At 38.9% G+C, this 18,448-nt stretch carries 16 protein-coding genes; 2 read left to right on the forward strand and 14 right to left on the reverse strand.

What is annotated here, in order from left to right:
* Positions 1-62: 62 nt before the first annotated feature.
* The 5 genes from MKY70_RS25155 to MKY70_RS25175 are packed head-to-tail and all read right to left on the reverse strand — an operon-like array spanning position 63 to position 4,735.
* Positions 63-788 (reverse strand): GntR family transcriptional regulator, encoded by a 726-nt coding sequence (locus MKY70_RS25155; RefSeq protein ID WP_002015828.1) that lies wholly within the window; start codon positions 786-788, stop codon positions 63-65.
* Positions 788-1,804 carry a sugar kinase gene (locus MKY70_RS25160; RefSeq protein ID WP_088031448.1) on the reverse strand — a complete coding sequence of 339 codons (1,017 nt, stop codon included), beginning with the start codon at positions 1,802-1,804 and terminating at the stop codon, positions 788-790. Before MKY70_RS25160 ends, MKY70_RS25155 begins: the two co-directional genes overlap by 1 nt.
* Entirely contained in the window at positions 1,797-2,552 is a 756-nt protein-coding gene (gene dagF / locus MKY70_RS25165; RefSeq protein ID WP_088031447.1) for a 2-dehydro-3-deoxy-phosphogluconate aldolase, read from the reverse strand. The genes MKY70_RS25160 and dagF overlap by 8 nt, the downstream gene beginning before the upstream one ends.
* 1 nt (position 2,553) lies before the next feature.
* Positions 2,554-3,657 carry a DgaE family pyridoxal phosphate-dependent ammonia lyase gene (locus MKY70_RS25170; protein ID WP_002089223.1) on the reverse strand — a complete coding sequence of 368 codons (1,104 nt, stop codon included), beginning with the start codon at positions 3,655-3,657 and terminating at the stop codon, positions 2,554-2,556.
* Entirely contained in the window at positions 3,635-4,735 is a 1,101-nt protein-coding gene (locus MKY70_RS25175) for an amidohydrolase/deacetylase family metallohydrolase (protein WP_341025975.1), read from the reverse strand. The genes MKY70_RS25170 and MKY70_RS25175 overlap by 23 nt, the downstream gene beginning before the upstream one ends.
* Before the next feature lie 333 nt (positions 4,736-5,068).
* Here MKY70_RS25175 and MKY70_RS25180 point away from each other — a divergent pair, with 333 nt between their 5' ends.
* Positions 5,069-6,298, forward strand: coding sequence for a translocation protein TolB (locus MKY70_RS25180; RefSeq protein WP_341025976.1), 1,230 nt, complete (start codon positions 5,069-5,071; stop codon positions 6,296-6,298).
* Between the two features lie 149 nt (positions 6,299-6,447).
* Here MKY70_RS25180 and MKY70_RS25185 read toward each other — a convergent pair whose 3' ends face one another.
* From MKY70_RS25185 to MKY70_RS25225, 9 genes are all read right to left on the reverse strand, one after another.
* Entirely contained in the window at positions 6,448-7,308 is an 861-nt protein-coding gene (locus MKY70_RS25185) for a M15 family metallopeptidase (RefSeq protein ID WP_088031444.1), read from the reverse strand.
* A gap of 82 nt (positions 7,309-7,390) precedes the next feature.
* Positions 7,391-8,497 carry a HAMP domain-containing sensor histidine kinase gene (locus tag MKY70_RS25190; RefSeq protein WP_088031443.1) on the reverse strand — a complete coding sequence of 369 codons (1,107 nt, stop codon included), beginning with the start codon at positions 8,495-8,497 and terminating at the stop codon, positions 7,391-7,393.
* On the reverse strand, positions 8,490-9,188 hold the full coding sequence (locus MKY70_RS25195) for a response regulator transcription factor (RefSeq protein ID WP_044443814.1): 699 nt from the start codon (positions 9,186-9,188) through the stop codon (positions 8,490-8,492). Before MKY70_RS25195 ends, MKY70_RS25190 begins: the two co-directional genes overlap by 8 nt.
* A gap of 246 nt (positions 9,189-9,434) precedes the next feature.
* The gene (gene menC, locus MKY70_RS25200; RefSeq protein ID WP_341025978.1) at positions 9,435-10,541 is read right to left on the reverse strand and encodes an o-succinylbenzoate synthase; all 1,107 of its coding nucleotides are present in this window, start codon (positions 10,539-10,541) and stop codon (positions 9,435-9,437) included.
* On the reverse strand, positions 10,542-11,987 hold the full coding sequence (locus MKY70_RS25205; protein WP_088031441.1) for an o-succinylbenzoate--CoA ligase: 1,446 nt from the start codon (positions 11,985-11,987) through the stop codon (positions 10,542-10,544). It abuts the gene before it with no gap.
* Between the two features lie 370 nt (positions 11,988-12,357).
* Positions 12,358-13,176, reverse strand: a complete 819-nt coding sequence (gene menB, locus MKY70_RS25210) for a 1,4-dihydroxy-2-naphthoyl-CoA synthase (RefSeq protein ID WP_016102878.1) — start codon at positions 13,174-13,176, stop codon at positions 12,358-12,360.
* 68 nt (positions 13,177-13,244) lie between these two features.
* The gene (menH, locus tag MKY70_RS25215; protein WP_088031440.1) at positions 13,245-14,057 is read right to left on the reverse strand and encodes a 2-succinyl-6-hydroxy-2,4-cyclohexadiene-1-carboxylate synthase; all 813 of its coding nucleotides are present in this window, start codon (positions 14,055-14,057) and stop codon (positions 13,245-13,247) included.
* Positions 14,054-15,808 carry a 2-succinyl-5-enolpyruvyl-6-hydroxy-3-cyclohexene-1-carboxylic-acid synthase gene (gene menD / locus MKY70_RS25220; protein WP_341074618.1) on the reverse strand — a complete coding sequence of 585 codons (1,755 nt, stop codon included), beginning with the start codon at positions 15,806-15,808 and terminating at the stop codon, positions 14,054-14,056. Before menD ends, menH begins: the two co-directional genes overlap by 4 nt.
* Positions 15,805-17,199 (reverse strand): isochorismate synthase, encoded by a 1,395-nt coding sequence (locus MKY70_RS25225; RefSeq protein WP_341025980.1) that lies wholly within the window; start codon positions 17,197-17,199, stop codon positions 15,805-15,807. Before MKY70_RS25225 ends, menD begins: the two co-directional genes overlap by 4 nt.
* A 193-nt stretch (positions 17,200-17,392) precedes the next feature.
* Between MKY70_RS25225 and MKY70_RS25230 the strand changes: the two genes are divergently transcribed.
* Positions 17,393-18,346 (forward strand): 1,4-dihydroxy-2-naphthoate polyprenyltransferase, encoded by a 954-nt coding sequence (locus tag MKY70_RS25230; RefSeq protein ID WP_341025981.1) that lies wholly within the window; start codon positions 17,393-17,395, stop codon positions 18,344-18,346.
* Positions 18,347-18,448: the final 102 nt, after the last annotated feature.

Raw genomic sequence — 18,448 nt, forward strand, 5'->3', positions numbered from 1 at the left:
CCATTCCCCTTCGATATGAAAATTTTTTACAGAAAAAGAGGGAATTGGTCCCTCTTCATTTTTTACACATCATAATTTACAACGTAATGCTGCATTTCCGTATTGTAGTAGCCTTCACTATATTCAATTACTTCGCCAACTTCATCGTAAGAATAGCGCATACGTTTTAATAACGCTGTTCCCTCTTTTTCTCCTAACGCTTCTGCAACGAAATTAGGCGCAAATCCAACAGCGAATTCATCTCTGAAGTTTTCTAAATGTATACCACGGTCCTCGACTAGATCATAAAGCGATTGTAAGTCAAAGTCCGCTAAGTCTGTACTTGCCATTTGTGCTGAGAAATAGTGCGTATAATGAATGTACGGAGTATCATTTAAAGCATATAGACGCTCAATACGAAAACTCTCTTTACCAAACAAACGAAATGGTACTGTTCCTTCTTCATTATGAACCACTTCTGCCTTTAGCAATTTCTTTTGTACTTTATAGCCTTCTTCCACTAACACTTCTGTAAATTTCTTTCCCTTTGAAAGCTTTGTCGCAGAAGTATTTCGAATGACTTTCGTTCCTTTACCACTTTTCTTTTCTAAATATCCTTCTTGAACGAGTTCTTTAATTGCGTTTCGCACTGTAATTTTACTCACTTTGAACTCTTCTTCTAATTGTGGTTCAGAAGGAATATTTGTATGAATGGCATAAACACCATGTAATATTCGATCACGAATAATATTTTTAATTTGTAAATATAATGGACCTCTTTTTCTCGTTACGTTCACCGTTACACCCACTACCTTTCTACATCACCTACTGATGCCGTCATTGCCCGAAGTATATCTTTCTCTGATGACATTGGCGTATCACCGACGATTGTATGTGCAAGCATTCCAGCTGCTGACGCAAATGAAACAGCTTTCTCTGGTGCAAACTCTTCTATCTCGCCATGAATAATTCCGCTCGTATAAGCATCTCCAGCACCTATTCTATCATATACAGAAAACGTAAGTGTTTTGGCAAAAGTGAACGTTCCATCTTTACATATGAATCCGCGAAGTGAGTGTGTATTATCGCTATTAATAGAACGATGTGTACCAGCAATTGTAGCGATATTATATATTTCAGCGACTTTTGGAATAAGATCAACAAGCTGTGCTTCTCGCTCCGTCTCTTCCGTTTTCATTCCGAGAACAAACATCGCATCTTTTTCATTCATCATTACAATATCGGCAAAGCCTAGCATTTCTTCATAATGAGGTTTCGCCTGTTCATACCCATCTTCTCCCCAAAGCGATGGACGATAGTTGCAATCGAAAACGACAGTGCCTCCATTTTCTTTAACTGCCTTCGCCAAAGATTTCATATGATGGCGCACAGTATTATTCATCGCAAGGGTAATTCCACAAAAATGAACGATATCAATTTCTTTTGCGATTTTTTCAAATTGGTACATCTCTTCAGACGCCGTATTGAAACTACTTTCTAATCGGTTAGAATACGTAACGCGGCTTGTGCGTGCTCCAAATCCATTTTCTAAAAAGTACATACCAACATATTTACCGCCTCTTGAAATAAACGGTGCTTGAATCCCTAGTTTTTGAATGTGCGATACCGCCGCATCTCCAACCGAATTTTCCGGTAAAGTTGAAATAAGAAGCCCTTCATGCCCTAGATGAGAAAGTGCTGCTGCGACGTTCACACCTGTACCAGAAAATGAGTAATTTAGCGTGTTTGCTTGCGATAGCAATTCATATCCTGGCACTTGCAGGCGCATCATTACTTCACCGAACGCTGCAATTTTCTTACGCATATTGATCAACTAGCTTCTTCACTACTGCTAATAATTCACGTACATCTTCTACTTTCGTATTGCCAGTTTCTTTATCAATAATAGAAGAGTACACATGCGGGATAACTTGCTCTACGTTTGCTTCTAATGCAATACGTACAATTGTTTCAAAGTTTTCTTTATCAATTCCGCCCGTTGGCTCTAATGCAAATCCTTCTTCCGCACATGCTTTCGCAACAGCGCGATATTCTTCTTCATGAGCTAAGCCTTTCATTGGGAAGTATTTCAATGAATTCCCACCCATATCACGTACAAGTGCGATTGCTGTTTTAATTGGAACGATTGCTTTTTCTTCCCCAGCCGCACTAATTGGGCCAGTAGAAATATTTACGTAACCTACTTTTCCTGTTGGTGATACTAAACTATTAATCCAGCTATCTTTGCCGCCAAGATTTGCGCGCGTTGCTCCTACTGAAGGGAACACTTGGTTAATATGACTACCAGGATAATGCTTCGCAATTTCAGCTACAACTGCCGCTTGGCGATTATCTCCTGCTCCTAGTCCGATTGATACAGCGTCATCAATTTCTTTTCCGTATGCTTTCATCGCTGTAACTGCTTCTTCTACTGTTGGATAATCTTTTGATAACACACCGACTACTACATAACCTTCTGCTGCTTCAAAAATGTCTTTCGCATTTCGGGTATTGTTCGCTAATACATTTAATGCTACGCGGCCTCTATAAAAACGTTTTTGAATGTTTGTCATCTTAGTTTCCCCCTACAATTTCTCTCATTTTTTCTTCAATCACATGTATGTCATCGCCTTGAAGTGGACGTGGATCGATATCAAAGAACCCTTGTCTTACTCCGTAATCACGTGTGTAAATTGCGATTTCCCCTTCGCGTAATGCCGTCACAACATCTTTTGCAGTTTTATTTAATTCGTTCTCGTTAATATGAATACGCGCTCTAAAAATTGCTCTTCCAGCTTCATCTTGAACGATTGTTACATTTACACCGTTTAACTCTTTCAGCGGCATCAGTACTTGTAACAACTCTTTTTCTTGTTCACTCTTATCTTCTTTCACTCCGTACTCATCAAGCGCTTGAAGTAAACCGAAAGTTGTTTCTTTCCCAACTTTCATACTTCTACCGCTGCAATGTAATTGCACTTTTAGCCATTCAATATATTTTCGTTTACCGCCGACAATACCAGAAGTAGGTCCTTCAATCGCCTTTGAACCGCTATAAATGGCTAGGTCTGAATACTTCACGTATTTTTGAATGTCTTCTTCAGCTGCCGCATCAACGATAAGTGGTACATTATTTCGCTGTGCTACTTCCCACGCTTCTTCAACAGAAATCATATTTTTTTGCACTGCATGATGCGATTTCACATAAAGAATAGCTGCTGTATTTTCGCCAATTGCATCTTCAATATGCTCCGCTTTCCCTTCATTTGCGTAACCTACTTCAACAAGCTTACCTCCGCCTAAATAAATCATCGTTTCAACAGGAGCACCGTATTGAACGTTATGACCTTTTAACATAATCACTTCGTTTTTCAGGATTACTTCTTGATGAAGTCTTTCACTTTTACGGCGATTTCCTTCTGTAACGATACCAGCGATAGAAAGCGCAATTCCACTCGATGCTGAGTTCACAACGACCGCTGCCTCTGAATCTAAAATTCTCGCAATATGGTCTCCCGCTTTATCTACTAAATCGGCAATTTCCACATAATTTTGTCCACCATGCTTCATCGCATCCATCACTGTATTTGTCGGAGCGGATACACCTAAAATACTCATTCTACCGCTCGCATTAATAACTCTTTTTAATCCGTACTTAGCATTCAATGAATGACCCATTGATTACAACCCCTTTCGTATCAATTCTTCTTTCAGCAATGCGCTGATCCCCTTCTGAATCAATTAACGTAATCGGTTCATCTTTAACCGTAAATAAAGTTAAGTTTGCAATATCCCCTTCTTGAATGCGGCCAAGCTCTGGTTTCTTAAGCCACTCTGCTGCATTTTTCGTAACCGCATCAATTACTTCTTCTAGCGGATAACCTAAGTAAAGGAATTTCGAAAGAACGTGAGCCATACTGTAAACTGGACCGTGTATACGATTCTTCCGGTAAATATCTGTACTAATCGTATTAAGGGCAATGCCGTAACGCTTCGCTGCCTCTGCTACTTTAAAAGAAAAACTAGCATTACCGTGACCAACATCTAAATGCACACCGCGATTCACTGCATCTAATAACACAGATATCGGTTTTCCTTCTTCATCAAATAAATTATTTTCTTTCCCGTTTAAGTAATGTGTAATGACATCATCTTTTTCTAAAAGAGGTACAACTTCCTCTATACGTGGAGGAGCTGAACCGATATGTACCATAATCGGTAATGATGTTTCACGAGATAAAGAGCGCGCTACGTGCAGCGGTTCAATTCCGCTATCACAAACGACACTTTTACTCATTCTCGCCTTTAACCCAACGATTACATCTTTATACTTTTCTACTGCTTCTATTACTTTCTCTTTATCTATCCATTCCATATTGGATAATTCATCAATTCGTTTCAAACCGATGCGAGAAATATTTAAAAAGGCAAATAAATTCGTTTTTGCCTGCTCTCTACTTTGTACTAAATCTGCAATGCGATCAGCTCCGCAGCTTCCCGCATCAACAATTGTCGTTACCCCTTGCTTAACGCCAATTTCATCTACCTCATCGCCATACGGATCAAACTCTGGAAAAGCATGAACGTGCAAATCAATCCAGCCACTCGATACGTAAGTACCTGAGTAATCAAGAACCTTTCCACCCTCGCCAGCACCAGCTTTCGTCACCTGTGCGATTTTATTATTTTCAACTACAATGTCAATCTCTTCCCCGTTCACACGCTTCACATTACGTAGCACGAATCGTTCTGTCATTGTATTTCCACCCTTTTCTATAAGAAGCCATAAGAATACGCTTACATTAAAGTTTCATTTTATATCTCTTTCACATATTTAGAGTATCACGAAAAAAAAGAAAAGTAAATATAACGTTATAATGTTTAATTCCACATTATTTCCTCCTCTAATGTAAATTTGAAATAAAGTCGTTCTGCTAAAGCGTCATTTTATGGAAAATACTTAATAAAAAAATCAGATATTTTTTAGGTGACAGAGCAAAATAGCCAAAGAAGATTATGAATGAAAATGCACATTTGGATGCGAGTTTCCATTAAATATTAGGACAGCCTATAAGTAGGAGGGATGTTCTTGGAATTTCGGATTTTATTATGTACAATCTTAATCAGCTTTTATCTATCAACGATGGTTAGCGCAGAGACCCCACCACTCACAGCTGCATTTCTCCGCGACCATCAGCTATGGATAAAAAAGGGTAATCAAGAAATACAAATCACAAAGAATCGATATGTGTATTCTCCAAAATGGTCTTATGATGGTAGGTTTATTGGCTATATTGATAGTGATGAAACGGGTAAAAAATCTAACCTATTCATTTATGATACTAAGGAGAAAATAAACTATCAGCCTTATATAAGAGTCGTAACATCTGACTTTAAGTGGTCACCAAACAAAAATCAATTGGCATACACTGATCAAGGTTTATTAAACGTTACAAAAATAAAAAATGGTCGCCCGCAAGGTTTTGAAAATGTATCACTTGGGGTTAGTGATTTCGAATGGTTCCCGAACGGAAAGGAATTTATCGTTTCCTCACACTCCTGCTTGCGTCCTATTGGATGGGGCCCAATCCCACTTTATAAAATTCCAGTAGATGCAAATCTTGCTAAAGATAAAATACAGCCTTTTTATACGATTCGAACAAATGAAACTGATTTATTTGCGATTAGTACTAACTATTTTAAGTGGAGTTCTGATGGAAAATGGGTTAGTTTTTTAGCCACTCCTACTGCTTCCCTGTCAATGGATAGCAATACGTTATGTGTTATCTCATCAAAAGGGGAACACTTTCAAGCGATAGGTAAACTACTAGGGTTCAAAGACTGGATGAAGTGGGCTCCATCAGCTAATCAACTGGCCTATATTTCAGGAGAAGGAAGGTTTTTGGTAGCAAATAAAAAATTCACAGTTGCAGACATGATAACATCTAAACAACAAAAGGAATACACACCTGTAGGTTATGTAGACCTTGATTTGGAATGGTTCTCACCAGACAAAGTGATTGTGGCTCGTGCAAAAGAGAACATGGAATGGAAGGAAGGACCTGTTCCGCCGATGATCACAACACTTTATATTATTAATATAAAAACAGAAGAACAGAAACAAATTTCCTTCCCAAAAAAGAATGAACTTGATGAAGATCCTCAAGTTGTTGGATCTTATCTTACTTGGTTTCGTAAGAAAACAAATGTATATAAAGGTGATGTCTGGGTGAAGGGGAGTTTAAATGGTCAAGAGTATATGTGGCTTAAGAATGTCGATGAAACTCCAATCTTTTTTACTCTGAATGAAAGCCGTTGAGAATGTTTTAATTATAATCTTCTTCATATGAACATCGTTTCTATTATTAAGAATTGTACCTGTTCCTCTATTTTGATTCTCCCACTATAGAGCGCTATTATGGGAGAATCAAATTTCATCCCGCAAAATCCCGATTGGTGAAGAAACACCTATTCCTGAACCGTCACAATAACCCCGTCCATATTGTTCCCCGAAATTTCATACTGCTTATTCACCGGAACATTCACGTTCATACGATCTGAAACTTTATAATAAGAAACCGTATATTTCTTACCTTCAACCTCAGTTGAAACTTCTTTTTCCTCTTTTAAGAAGTCCAAATATTCCTCTAATGTAATTCTCTTTTTTTGCATAATCGCACTATGAGGTAAACCTACGTAACGTATGTGCCACGGCTCGTATTGAATACCTGTAATATCACTTTTATTTTTCGGATAACGTAAAACAAATCCGTGCTTCCATACGTTCTCTTCAATCCATTTTCCTTCAGGAGCTTTCTCCATTTTCTTTTGAGTAGACCCAACGTCGAGTGATAACCCTAAATTATGTTCACTATATCCTGCTGGAAGTGCATAATCAGATCCCATTTCTTTATATAATTTACTTTGTTCTTGAAAATCTCGGTAACCGCTACTCATTAAGAAATGCTGTACTCCATCTTTCCCAGCTGCATCGACAACGTTCAAAAACTTTTTTACAACACCCTTTGATAAGCGAAGATTTCTATCAAATATTACATAGCCTCTTACTAATTCACTATTGTGATTTACATTTATAATATCGGACCTAACACTATCTTTTTTAACCGGGTAATCTTTATTAACTAATAATAGATCACCTTTATAAATTTGTTCCTCTGTAACCTCTATCTTTTCAGTGTTCGCGGCTTTTACTTTGTAATCTTTTTCTGCAATTTTAACATCGATCTCCTTTTGAAATACTGGTGATATATAAAAGCCTACACATGCTGTACATACTATAAAAAGAGAAATAAATACCCACTTTTTCATTTCTAGTTCCTCCTTAACGTAACTTACGTATAGAATAGAAAAAACTATTAAAATAAAAAGTGGGGTAAAGTTTAAATTTTTATTAAATTGCTTTGCTCTCTTCTTTTGGTAATCTCACTTCAAATATCGTTCTAATTACGTTACTTTCAGCAGAGATTGTCCCATCATGCTGCTCGACAATATTTTTCGCAATAAATAACCCAAGGCCTGTACCACCTTGCTGCTCCGATCTTGCCTTATCACCTGTATAAAACATATCAAAAAGATACGGTAAATCTTCTTCTGGGATACTATCTCCGTAATTTATAATTTGTACTACTATCTCTTCACTCTCAATATATCCGTTCACATCAACAAACTTTCCATCGTATCCATAGCGAATCGCATTCGTTAAAAGATTTTCAAATACTCGAGCTAACAATTTCCCGTCACCGTTAATAGGTAAATGCGAATCCATATTCAATCTCGCTTCTAAACCTTTTTTTTCTAATAACGGATATAATTCTTCATCTAACTGTATAAGTAATTCACTTATATCAATTGGTCTTTTTTCAATTTGCAACATGCCATAATTCATTCTCGTTATTTCAAATAATTCATCAATTAAGATTTCAAGCCTTTCGGATTTCGTAAAAGCAATTGTGGAAAAATGTTTAATTTGTTCCTTCGTCAAATTCTCATCTTTAAGAATTAAATCTAAATACCCTAAAACAGATGTTAGCGGCGTTCTTAAATCATGAGCTAAGTTGACAATGAGCTGATCTTTACTACTTTCCGCAAAGTCTCCTCGTTCAACCGCTTCTTTTAATTTTTCACTCGCTACATTAATTTCGCGTGCGATATATCCAAACTCATCATTTGATGAAACACGAACTTGATTTGAAAAATCTCCGTTCGCAAGATGATGAATCCCGTTCGAAATCTCATCAAAATATTTTAAATACGGTCTAGTAAGGAAGAAGAAAAACATAATGGACAGAGGAATAAATACAATTAAAAAGAAATTAATGTCCCCAATTTGTCTTACCATTGAACGAAATTGGGCTAAAGGATCCTCATAACGAACTGCTAATTTATAATAGAGACGTAGCCCCTCATAAATCAAATACGTTACGCCACCAGCTAATATCATACTTAACGCAAATAGCATAATCATCTTCGAGCGAAAGCTTCTCATCGTTTTAGCCATTGAAAGTATAACCTACCCCCCACACTGTTTTTATTAACTTATCCTTTCTTTTATCTTCCCCAAGCTTTTTTCGCAAAGTACGGATATGTACCATAACTGTATTTCCACTTTCGTAATACCCTTCAGCCCATACTTGCTGAAAAATATTTTCCACACTGTACACTTTCTTCGGATGACTTGCTAATACATATAAAATATCAAATTCTTTTGGTGTTAATTCAATCGGCTCTCCGTACACATTTACTGTTCTTCGCTCAGGATCAATAGCGACTCCGCCTATTTCTAAAGCAGATTTATTCTCCGCTACTTTCGGCTGATTTAACGTAAGAAATCTACGCAGTTGTGCATTTACACGTGCGACTAATTCAATCGGTGTGAAAGGCTTTGTCATATAATCATCTGCACCTAATACAAGACCTGTCACCTTATCAAAATCAGATGTTTTCGCACTTAAGAAAATGATTGGCATGTGGTGCTTGCCGCGAATCTGCCTCGTCACTTCATACCCATCCATTTTCGGCATCATAATATCTAAAACCACTAAGTCAATTGGCTGCGTTTGAATAATATGCATGGCTTCTTCTCCATCAGCTGCTTTAACGACGTGGTAACCCTCTTTTTCTAAATGTATCTCAATTAAATCAGCAATTTCCGCTTCATCATCAGCTATTAAAATTGAAATGTGCTTCATTTTAGTCCCCCTACTTTATTCTGTTTTCATACGCTCGATTTTAAACTAGTCTATCCAATTTGTACAATAAGAAAAGGCTACTCATAAGAGTAACCTTGATAAATGAAATTATATCGGCAATTTTCAAAATATATCAACTGTAATTTAAATTATATCAGCGATTTTTTAAATATATCGACTTACCGACAATTAACGACAAAATCATCCCGCTATTTGCAGGTAGTCAGTACTAATAAAAGCTCCCATTCATCGCTCAAAAATAATCCGCTGCTTTGTTATTTCTTCCAACCTACCTCGATCTACTTCATACTCACGTTCAATACTTTGCGGTACCCTTACTTTTCCGCCTTCAAGCATCACTTCCGGTGAAATGATATCCTTCTCCCAATGTCTACTAGAAGCAGATATATCTCCAGGAATCGTAAAGTTTGGCAATGAAGCGAGTGCAACATTTTGAGCTCGTGAAATCCCCATTTCTACCATGCCACCGCACCAAACTGGTATGTTATGCTCCATACAATAATTATGGATTTGAACGGACTCTGTTAATCCGCCCACTCGCCCTGGTTTAATATTAACGACGCGGCAACTGCCAAGCGTAATCGCAACACGTGCGCCTTCTAAACTATGGATGCTTTCATCTAAACAAATCGGTGTTTCAATTTTCTTTTGCAACTGTGCATGATCCAGAAAATCGTAATCCGCTAACGGTTGTTCAATCATCATAAGCCTAAATTCATCTAGTCGTTTCAACTTCTCCGTATCCGCTAATGTATAAGCTGAATTTGCATCAGCCATTAACGGGATGTTCGGAAACTCTTTGCGAATTTCTTTCAGTAATTCGTAATCATGTTCTGGCTTTATTTTCACTTTAAAGCGCTCGTATCCTTCTTCCGCGTATTTCTCGATTTGTTTTAACATAGTGGGAATTGTATTGATCCCAATCACAACGCCGACTTCAATTTCAGACCTATTTCCGCCAAGCAATATCGCTAACGACTGCTTTTGACGCTTCGCATATAAATCCCAGACAGCACCTTCAATTCCGGCCTTTGCCATTCGGTTTCTCTTTATATGTTGGAACAAAGACGGTACTTCATTCGGATGAGAGATTTCAGCTTTCAATAAATCTGGTAATAAAAAATCCTGAAGTACATGCAGCGCTGTCTTCACCGTTTCTTCCGTATACCACGGTTCAGAAAATGCAACGACTTCACCAAAACCAATGTATCCATCTGTATCTTCTAATTCAATGACGATACTTTCACGCTTTTCATAAGTCCCGTAACTTGCCGCAAACGGGATAATGAGCGGCATTTCCGTTATATAAAGTGTCGCTTTTTTTATTTCCACCTACATCTCCTCCACTAATTGTCTTAACTCTCGTCTTAACAATTTCTTCGAAGCATTTCGTGGTAATTCCTCTAAGAAACATGCTTTCTTCGGCACTTTATATTTCGCTAATTTCTCTTCGCAAAAACGAAGAATTTCTTCTTCTGTTACGTCTCCACTTTTTACAACAAAAGCAGCTGGTACTTGTCCCCAACTTTCGTCAGCCATACCGACAACACCCGCTTCTGCTACCGCCGGATGAGAGAGCAATACTTCTTCAATTTGAGCTGGATATATATTTTCCCCGCCAGAAATAATTAAATCACTGCGGCGATCTAATACGTATAAAAATCCTTCTTCATCTAAATAACCGAGGTCACCAGTATGAAGCCATCCGTTTTTAATTGTCTCACTCGTCGCATCTTCACGGTTAAAGTAGCCACCTGTTACGTTCGGTCCTTTTACTACAATTTCTCCTTCAGCACGGGGCGGCACAACTACGCCGTCTTTTTCAATACGAAGCTGACACTGAAATAGTGGTTTTCCGGCTGATCCTACTTTCGTTAACATGTAATCTGCTGTTAACGTACAAATTTGCGATGATGTTTCTGTCATACCGTACGTTTGATACACAGGAATTCCTTTTTCCACACATGTTTCTAATAACGGCTTCGGTGCTGGTCCTCCCCCAAGTAACATGCATCGTAAAGAAGATGGATATATCTCTTCTCCAAGTCGTTCTAATAAATCTGTTAGCATTTTAGAAACGACAGAAATAATCGTAACACCTCTCGTTTGAAGTGCTTTATGAATAAAATTAGCATCATATTTTGGAACGAGTAAAATGCGCATACCGTACATAATATTTTTCATTAAAAGAGATAACCCGCCAACGTGGAACATTGGCATACAAGCTAACCAACAATCATCATCACGAAGCCCTAAATTAAGCGAAGAACCGACTGCACTTGCCCAGTGGTTACCGTACGTTAAAACAACACCTTTCGGTTTCCCTGTCGTCCCTGACGTATAAATAATTGTCATCGCTTCTTCTAAAGAGAATTCTTCTTGTATAAATGCTTCCGCCTTCGGTCCTTGCATCACTTCAGCAAATGAACATACTGGAACATTTTCCGTCTCAAACTCTTGATCCGTCACTAAACAAACAACTTCCGCATCACCCATTTGCCAAAGTAGCTCTTCTCTTGAAAGACGCGTATTTAAAAGCACAGCTACTGCACCTATGTAAGATAGGGCGTGAATAACTGTAATCATCTCCATACCATTTTTCATCAGAACAGCCACCTTTTGCGCCCGCTTCACTCCTACATGCGTGAGGTGTTCACAAACAGATACTACTTTTTCATGCAGCTGCACGAAAGTAACCTTCTCCTCTTCAATTTCAATTGCAGTGCGATCAGGTGTTAAAAATGCACGTTGCATTAACCAATTCGGCATCGTCTCCATCACTCATTCTCCTTTCATGAAAGAAAGAGACCTGATATGACATCAAGTCTCTTAGTTGTTTTGTTTCCGGTGTGATCTTTTGGGAGCGTCTCACATTGTGTGCGAGCCGCTTCCGCTTTTCATCACATCCAGCTGCGCCTCCTAGCCCCTTCCGTCTAAGAACCTTCCGCACCAGAAAGTAAAAAACACTTTCTGTGCGAAAGAACCTTAGCCTACGGGGCTAAACAGTCGGCTCCGCTTTTAAAACATCCAGCTACAGCGGCTAGAATGTTCGGTGGCTTCACTTCTTCCTACGAGGCAAAAAGCGCCTCTTTGTCAGAAGTTGCATCCCCCTCACATTCTAAGCGAGCCGCTTCCGCTTTTGGTTTGATCACGGGAAACGAGGGAATTGACCGAAGTCCGGAGTGCGTTTTTCTTTGAACGCGTCGCGGCCTTCTTTTGCTTCGTCAGTTGTGTAGTACAATAACGTTGCGTCTCCAGCTAGTTGTTGAATACCAGCTAAACCGTCTGTGTCTGCGTTGAATGCAGCTTTTAGGAAACGAAGTGCCATTGGGCTGTTTGCTAAAATTTCTTGTGCCCATTGTACTGTTTCTGCTTCAAGTTCTTCTAATGGTACTACTGTGTTTACTAAGCCCATATCAACCGCTTCCTGTGCGCTGTACTGACGGCATAGGTACCAAATTTCACGAGCTTTCTTATGGCCTACCATACGAGCTAAATAACCAGCTCCGTATCCACCGTCAAAGCTTCCTACTTTAGGACCTGTTTGTCCGAATACAGCGTTGTCTGCAGCGATTGTTAAGTCACATACGATATGAAGTACGTGTCCACCACCGATTGCATAACCTGCTACCATTGCGATAACTGGTTTAGGGATTGCGCGAATTAGACGTTGTAAGTCTAATACGTTTAAACGTGGGATTTGGTCGTCACCTACATAGCCACCATGACCGCGAACTTTTTGGTCGCCGCCAGAACAGAATGCACGTCCACCTTCACCTGTTAAAATGATAACGCCAACATTTGCATCATCACGAGCGTGTGCAAAAGCATTGATTAACTCCATTACCGTTTTAGGACGGAATGCATTATGTACTTCAGGGCGGTTAATCGAAATCTTTGCGATGCCATTGTATGTTGAATAAATAATATCTTCGTAATTGCCTTCTTTTACCCATTCAATAGTCATTACTATTACCTCCTTTTATATTTCTGATCTCCGCTATAAGTGCAACTTCCTTCTTGCTGAAAAAAGTATCACTGCATAGTTTTTAGAAATCCCTTTACTATTGTATCAAACTTTTCCGGTTGTTCCACATGAATTGCATGGCCAGCCCCATCAATTTTGACAAATTTCGCATGAGGGATGCATTTTTCGATGTTTTTTAATAGGCGAAAGAACTTTTCATCGCTTTCTCCATTCAGTAAAAGGACAGGCATTTTTAGGTTTTGCAATTCGTTCCACCATGAAGGCTGAGCCCCTGTTCCCATGCCGCGAAGACTATTTGCAAGTCCTTTTGGATTATTAGCAAGTCGTTCTTTTCGCACCGCTTCTTTTACGTTTTGCACTAAACGTTTTTGCGTTTCAAATAGCGGAATATTTTCCCACATCGATACAAAACTTCGGATGCCTTCTTGCTCAATTTTATCGGCAAGTCGTTCATCTTTTTCCTTGCGTTCTTTTCGCTCCTTTGCACTCTCAAGTCCAGCTGTACAGTTTTCTAAAAGAAGCGAACGCACATATTCTGGATATAAGCATGCCATCGTAATCGCAAGTCTACCACCCATTGAATAGCCAAGTATGTGCGCATTTTCAATATGAAGATGATCCAGTAGTTCTTTCATTTGCAGTGCCACATTTTGAATATCATAATGCGTCACATCTTCAGGACTTTCCGTTTTCCCGTGTCCAACAATGTCTACTAGAATGACTTGAAACTGCTCGCTCCAAGAAGGAATAAAGGAACCCCACGTTTCCATGCTTCCCGTAAAACCATGAAGAAGTAGAAGTGGTTCCCCGCTTCCGGCTACTTCATATTCATACGATACACCTTGCAATGTTACTTTCATTTTGATTCACCTTGCAAAGATGTAGTAATAACGTCCATTGTTTTTGCCCATAGTTCACGATGTAATTTCAAGTTTCCTTCGCGATTCGTACAAATTTCCACAACGTGTAATCCATTCGTTTTCGTTCCAGTTTGTACTTCTTCTCGGAAGTTTTCCCAACCATTTACACGGCTAAATGAACCACCATACATTTTGACAACATGTTCATAATCAAGCCCAATTGGTGTTCCAAATAATGATTCGAAATGTTCCTTTTTCTCGTATTGTGGTAAGAATGAGAAAATACCTCCACCATCATTATTTACAACAACAATCGTTATATTTAACTCTTGTAGTTTCGCGGCTAATAGTCCGTTTAAATCGTGATAAAATGATAAATCACCGATTACTAATACGAGCGGATCACAAATAATACTCGCTCCTAAAGCTGTTGAAATGATTCCATCAATACCATTTACACCGCGGTTCGCCATTACTTGAATGTTTTTATCCGATGTGAAGAAAAATGAATCGGTATCGCGAATTGGCATACTATTACTCGCAAATAACGTTGCCCCTTCTGGTAATACACTTACAATATCCGTAATTACTTTTCCTTCAAATGCCGTTTCATATGTTTCCATCTCACGAAGCGTTTCTCTCGTTTTCTCGTTTATATGTTTCCACATTCCGAACCAATCATTCTTTTTCATAACTGGCATTTTCTCTAGTAATGCTCTGCAAAATTCACTGTCACTAGCTTGTACAACTTCTGTCGCAACTAGAGCTGGATCTCTCCATTGTCCAGATTCATCGACAACGATATGAACAGCTTTCGTTTGTTTTTTGATGAACTGCGTTAATGCTTTAGAGACAGGCATTCCTCCGAAACGAATTAAAACATTCGGCTTCCACGTTTCTTTTAACAATTCATTTCGTAAAAATGTATCGTAACAATCTATAACCATCGTTTTATCATGATTACCACTACGGAGGTTAGAAAGTGGATCTGCTAAAATTGGATACCCTGTTTTCTCAGCTACCTTCATAACAACTTCTGTTATTTCTGGATGACTGCCGTCTCCACAAATAATAAGCCCCTTTTCCATATGTGAAAGGCGCCCTACAAGAGAATCTACATATTCACTCGGCATCGTCACGTTCCCTTGCTGAACTACTCCTGTATATTCACCACGCCCTTTATCCCATAAACTTTCTAATGAGAAATCCGGTATAAGCGGCTCGCGAACTGGAAAATTAAGATGAACAGGTCCTTGCGGCGCTAGAAGTGCGCTTGCTATCGTACGCTGCGTTGTCATTCGAGCGTAATGATACATTGCTTCACTCGCTTCAGGAAGTGCCATCTCTGTAAATTGCTTCACAAAAGTACCGTATAAATTAAATTGATTCATCGCCTGTGGTGCACCCACATCTCTTAATTCATGCGGTCTATCCGCTGTTAATACGATAAGCGGCACTCGTGAATGAAACGCTTCACATACAGCTGGATAATAGTTCGCTGCTGCCGTCCCTGACGTACATAATAGCGCAACAGGACGTTTTTTTGCTTTCGCAATACCGAGCGCAAAAAATCCTGCTGATCTTTCGTCTACATGTAAATATGTTTTCATTCCTTCATGTTGTTCCATTAGTAAGGCAATCGGCGTTGACCGTGAGCCAGGACTAATGACAACATCACATACATTTAGACGCGTCAGTTCGTCCACGAACGCGCCTAAATAATATGATAATGCTTCTATATGATTGTTCATTTCATTAATTCCTCCAAAGCACCAAGCATCGGTCTAAACTTCAAACTTGTTTCTTCATATTCAAGCTGCGCTACTGAATCAATTACGATACCACAGCCGGCAAACAAGGATGCCTTCTCGCCATTTAATAATCCGCAGCGAAGTGCAACCGCAAATTCACCATTTCCTTCATCATCTATAAAGCCAATTGGTGCACCATATAATCCTCTATCTAAAAGCTCTACATCACGAATTAATTTCAACGCCTCATGACGAGGTGTACCACCAAGAGCTGGTGTTGGATGTAATTCTTCTACCATCGTTAAAAGACTTGCATCACCTTTTGCTTCTACTGGCGTATATAAATGGATTAAATTTTTCGTCGTTAATAAGCCTGGGCTCTCCGGAATATTAACAGATTCGCAATGCTCACTTAGCACACCTCGAATCATGTTAACTACATAACCGTGTTCAGCCAAATTCTTTTCATCATGAAGAAGCGTCTCACCATTTCGTTTACTTTCTTCTATAGAATTGCCATGACCAATTGAACCAGCAAGGCACATCGATGTGAACTTCTCGCCTTCTTTTCGAATCAATCGCTCAGGTGTCGCCCCTAAGAAGCATGCTCCTTTATAATCAAAAGAAAATACGTAACAATCCGGTTGCCCAATGCGAAGCGCTTCTAAAACAAGAACGGATTCAATATGCTGATCCATCGTTAATTTTAGCTCCCTTGCTAATACAACCTTCTGCACGTTCCCTTGCTTCATTTCATCTTGCACTTTTCCAATCGCGTTCATCCAGCCATTCGGATCAACTTCTACTTTAGAAGTAACTGTTAATTTTGATCCTACTAGTGCACATTTACTCTCTTGTAAAATTCTCTCTTCTACAGAAATAATTTCGTTATAAAGAGTTTCTGCACAATCTTCAACTGAAACGAACTGATTAATCGTTAACCACGCCTTTTCATTTTTTACAGTTAATAAAAATGCTGGTAGTGAAAATGTGGTATCATCAAATTCTTTCCAAAGATTCGTTTTTTCTTTTTCTTGGTCAAATGAAAATCCACCAAATAAAAGAGGACCTGTTCCAAATTCGTATCCTTCTCTTTGTACGAATGCTTTCTCTTTTACTTTATCCCACTCGTCACGAGCAGTTTGAAAGCGTTTGTGAGAAGAATTTGCTATAGTGAAAACAGAGCCAATTCCAGCAAATATTACATGCTGAGCTGGGTCTGCAAAATAACATCTATTTTCGAATGCGATCCTTTTTCCTGCTGCATAAAACAGAAGTGGATCCACCCAATCTATTTGTTTTACAAAACTAACTAATGTTTTTTCATCAGTCGCACGCTTAATAGCTGTAACAAGAACTTCTTGTAAGCCTTTTCGTTTCGTTTGAATCACAATTGTCTCCCCCCTATGGGCGAAAAATAGTCATAATTACGCTTGATTTTAAGATACACCTCAAAGGAAAGGCCTGTCAACGTTTAGCATTTCTGAGAAATTCACCTTCTCTTCCTAGAAAATAAACGTTGACACTAAATGATGCTTTTTCTACACTTAATTGTGTACAATATGTGACCAAGGAGGATTCAACATGGAAATGAACGTCGAAACGAATTCCTCTCCTACGGCGGCAAAGCCAAGTAAACAAACAGGCTGGCGAATTTGGTGGAGTTTATTACGTCCCCATACATTAACAGCAGCTTTCGTTCCTGTTTTCATCGGAACAGCTTTTGCAATGCAGGTCGGAGGTATAAATCAAATACATCTTCCTCTTTTCTTTATGATGCTTCTTGCTTGCCTTCTCATTCAAGCAGCAACGAACATGTTTAATGAATACTTTGATTATAAAAGAGGACTCGATCATGAAGGTTCAGTTGGAATCGGAGGTGCTATCGTCCGCGATGGCATTAAACCAAAAACCGTGCTTAACTTAGCATTCGGATTTTTAGGCATCGCAACGCTATTAGGTGTTTATATTTGTATGAACTCTAGCTGGTGGCTTGCTGCAATCGGTCTTGTTTGTATGGCCGTTGCTTACCTTTACACTGGTGGCCCCATTCCAATTGCGTACACACCATTTGGAGAGCTGACAGCAGGATTATTTATGGGTGTCATTATTATTGGTATTTCATTCTTTATCCAAACAGGGGCAGTAACATCAGAAGTGATTTTATTATCTATTCCAAGCGCCATTTTAATTGGTGCAATTTTACTATCTAACAATATTCGTGATTTAGATGGTGATAAAGAAAATGGTCGTAAAACGTTAGCGATTCTCGTTGGACGCGAAAGAGCCGTTGGTGTACTTGCTTCTATGTTTATCGTTGCCTACATTTGGACAATCGCTTTAATCATCGTTAACATCGTATCACCATGGATGCTTATCGTATTCTTAAGTGCACCGAAAGCATTTAAAGCGACGAAAGGCTTTATCGGCAAAAGTATTCCAATGGAAATGGTACCTGCGATGATTTCAACAGCAAAAACAAATACAATTTTCGGTTTCCTAATGGGAATCGGATTATTGCTTGGATACTTCCTATAGAAAGGAGCTGCTTATGCGGCTCCTTTTTTCATATACCGACTTCCCGGCTGAAATTCATCTCATAATTCCTACTCTCAACGCTCATACTATGTAAAGAAACTG

Source organism: Bacillus sp. FSL R9-9492 (assembly GCF_038007365.1).
In the GTDB taxonomy this organism is placed as follows: domain Bacteria; phylum Bacillota; class Bacilli; order Bacillales; family Bacillaceae_G; genus Bacillus_A; species Bacillus_A mycoides.

Bases quoted from the DNA above. Each gene is read 5' to 3' on its own strand.
- MKY70_RS25160 (WP_088031448.1), bottom strand. From the start codon at position 1,804: ATGCGTAAGAAAATTGCAGCGTTCGGTGAAGTAATGATGCGCCTGCAA.
- dagF (WP_088031447.1), bottom strand. From the start codon at position 2,552: ATGACAAACATTCAAAAACGTTTTTATAGAGGCCGCGTAGCATTAAAT.
- MKY70_RS25170 (WP_002089223.1), bottom strand. From the start codon at position 3,657: ATGGGTCATTCATTGAATGCTAAGTACGGATTAAAAAGAGTTATTAAT.
- MKY70_RS25175 (WP_341025975.1), bottom strand. From the start codon at position 4,735: ATGACAGAACGATTCGTGCTACGTAATGTGAAGCGTGTGAACGGGGAA.
- MKY70_RS25185 (WP_088031444.1), bottom strand. From the start codon at position 7,308: ATGAAAAAGTGGGTATTTATTTCTCTTTTTATAGTATGTACAGCATGT.
- MKY70_RS25190 (WP_088031443.1), bottom strand. From the start codon at position 8,497: ATGGCTAAAACGATGAGAAGCTTTCGCTCGAAGATGATTATGCTATTT.
- MKY70_RS25195 (WP_044443814.1), bottom strand. From the start codon at position 9,188: ATGAAGCACATTTCAATTTTAATAGCTGATGATGAAGCGGAAATTGCT.
- MKY70_RS25205 (WP_088031441.1), bottom strand. From the start codon at position 11,987: ATGGAGACGATGCCGAATTGGTTAATGCAACGTGCATTTTTAACACCT.
- menB (WP_016102878.1), bottom strand. From the start codon at position 13,176: ATGACTATTGAATGGGTAAAAGAAGGCAATTACGAAGATATTATTTAT.
- menH (WP_088031440.1), bottom strand. From the start codon at position 14,057: ATGAAAGTAACATTGCAAGGTGTATCGTATGAATATGAAGTAGCCGGA.
- menD (WP_341074618.1), bottom strand. From the start codon at position 15,808: ATGAACAATCATATAGAAGCATTATCATATTATTTAGGCGCGTTCGTG.
- MKY70_RS25230 (WP_341025981.1), top strand. From the start codon at position 17,393: ATGGAAATGAACGTCGAAACGAATTCCTCTCCTACGGCGGCAAAGCCA.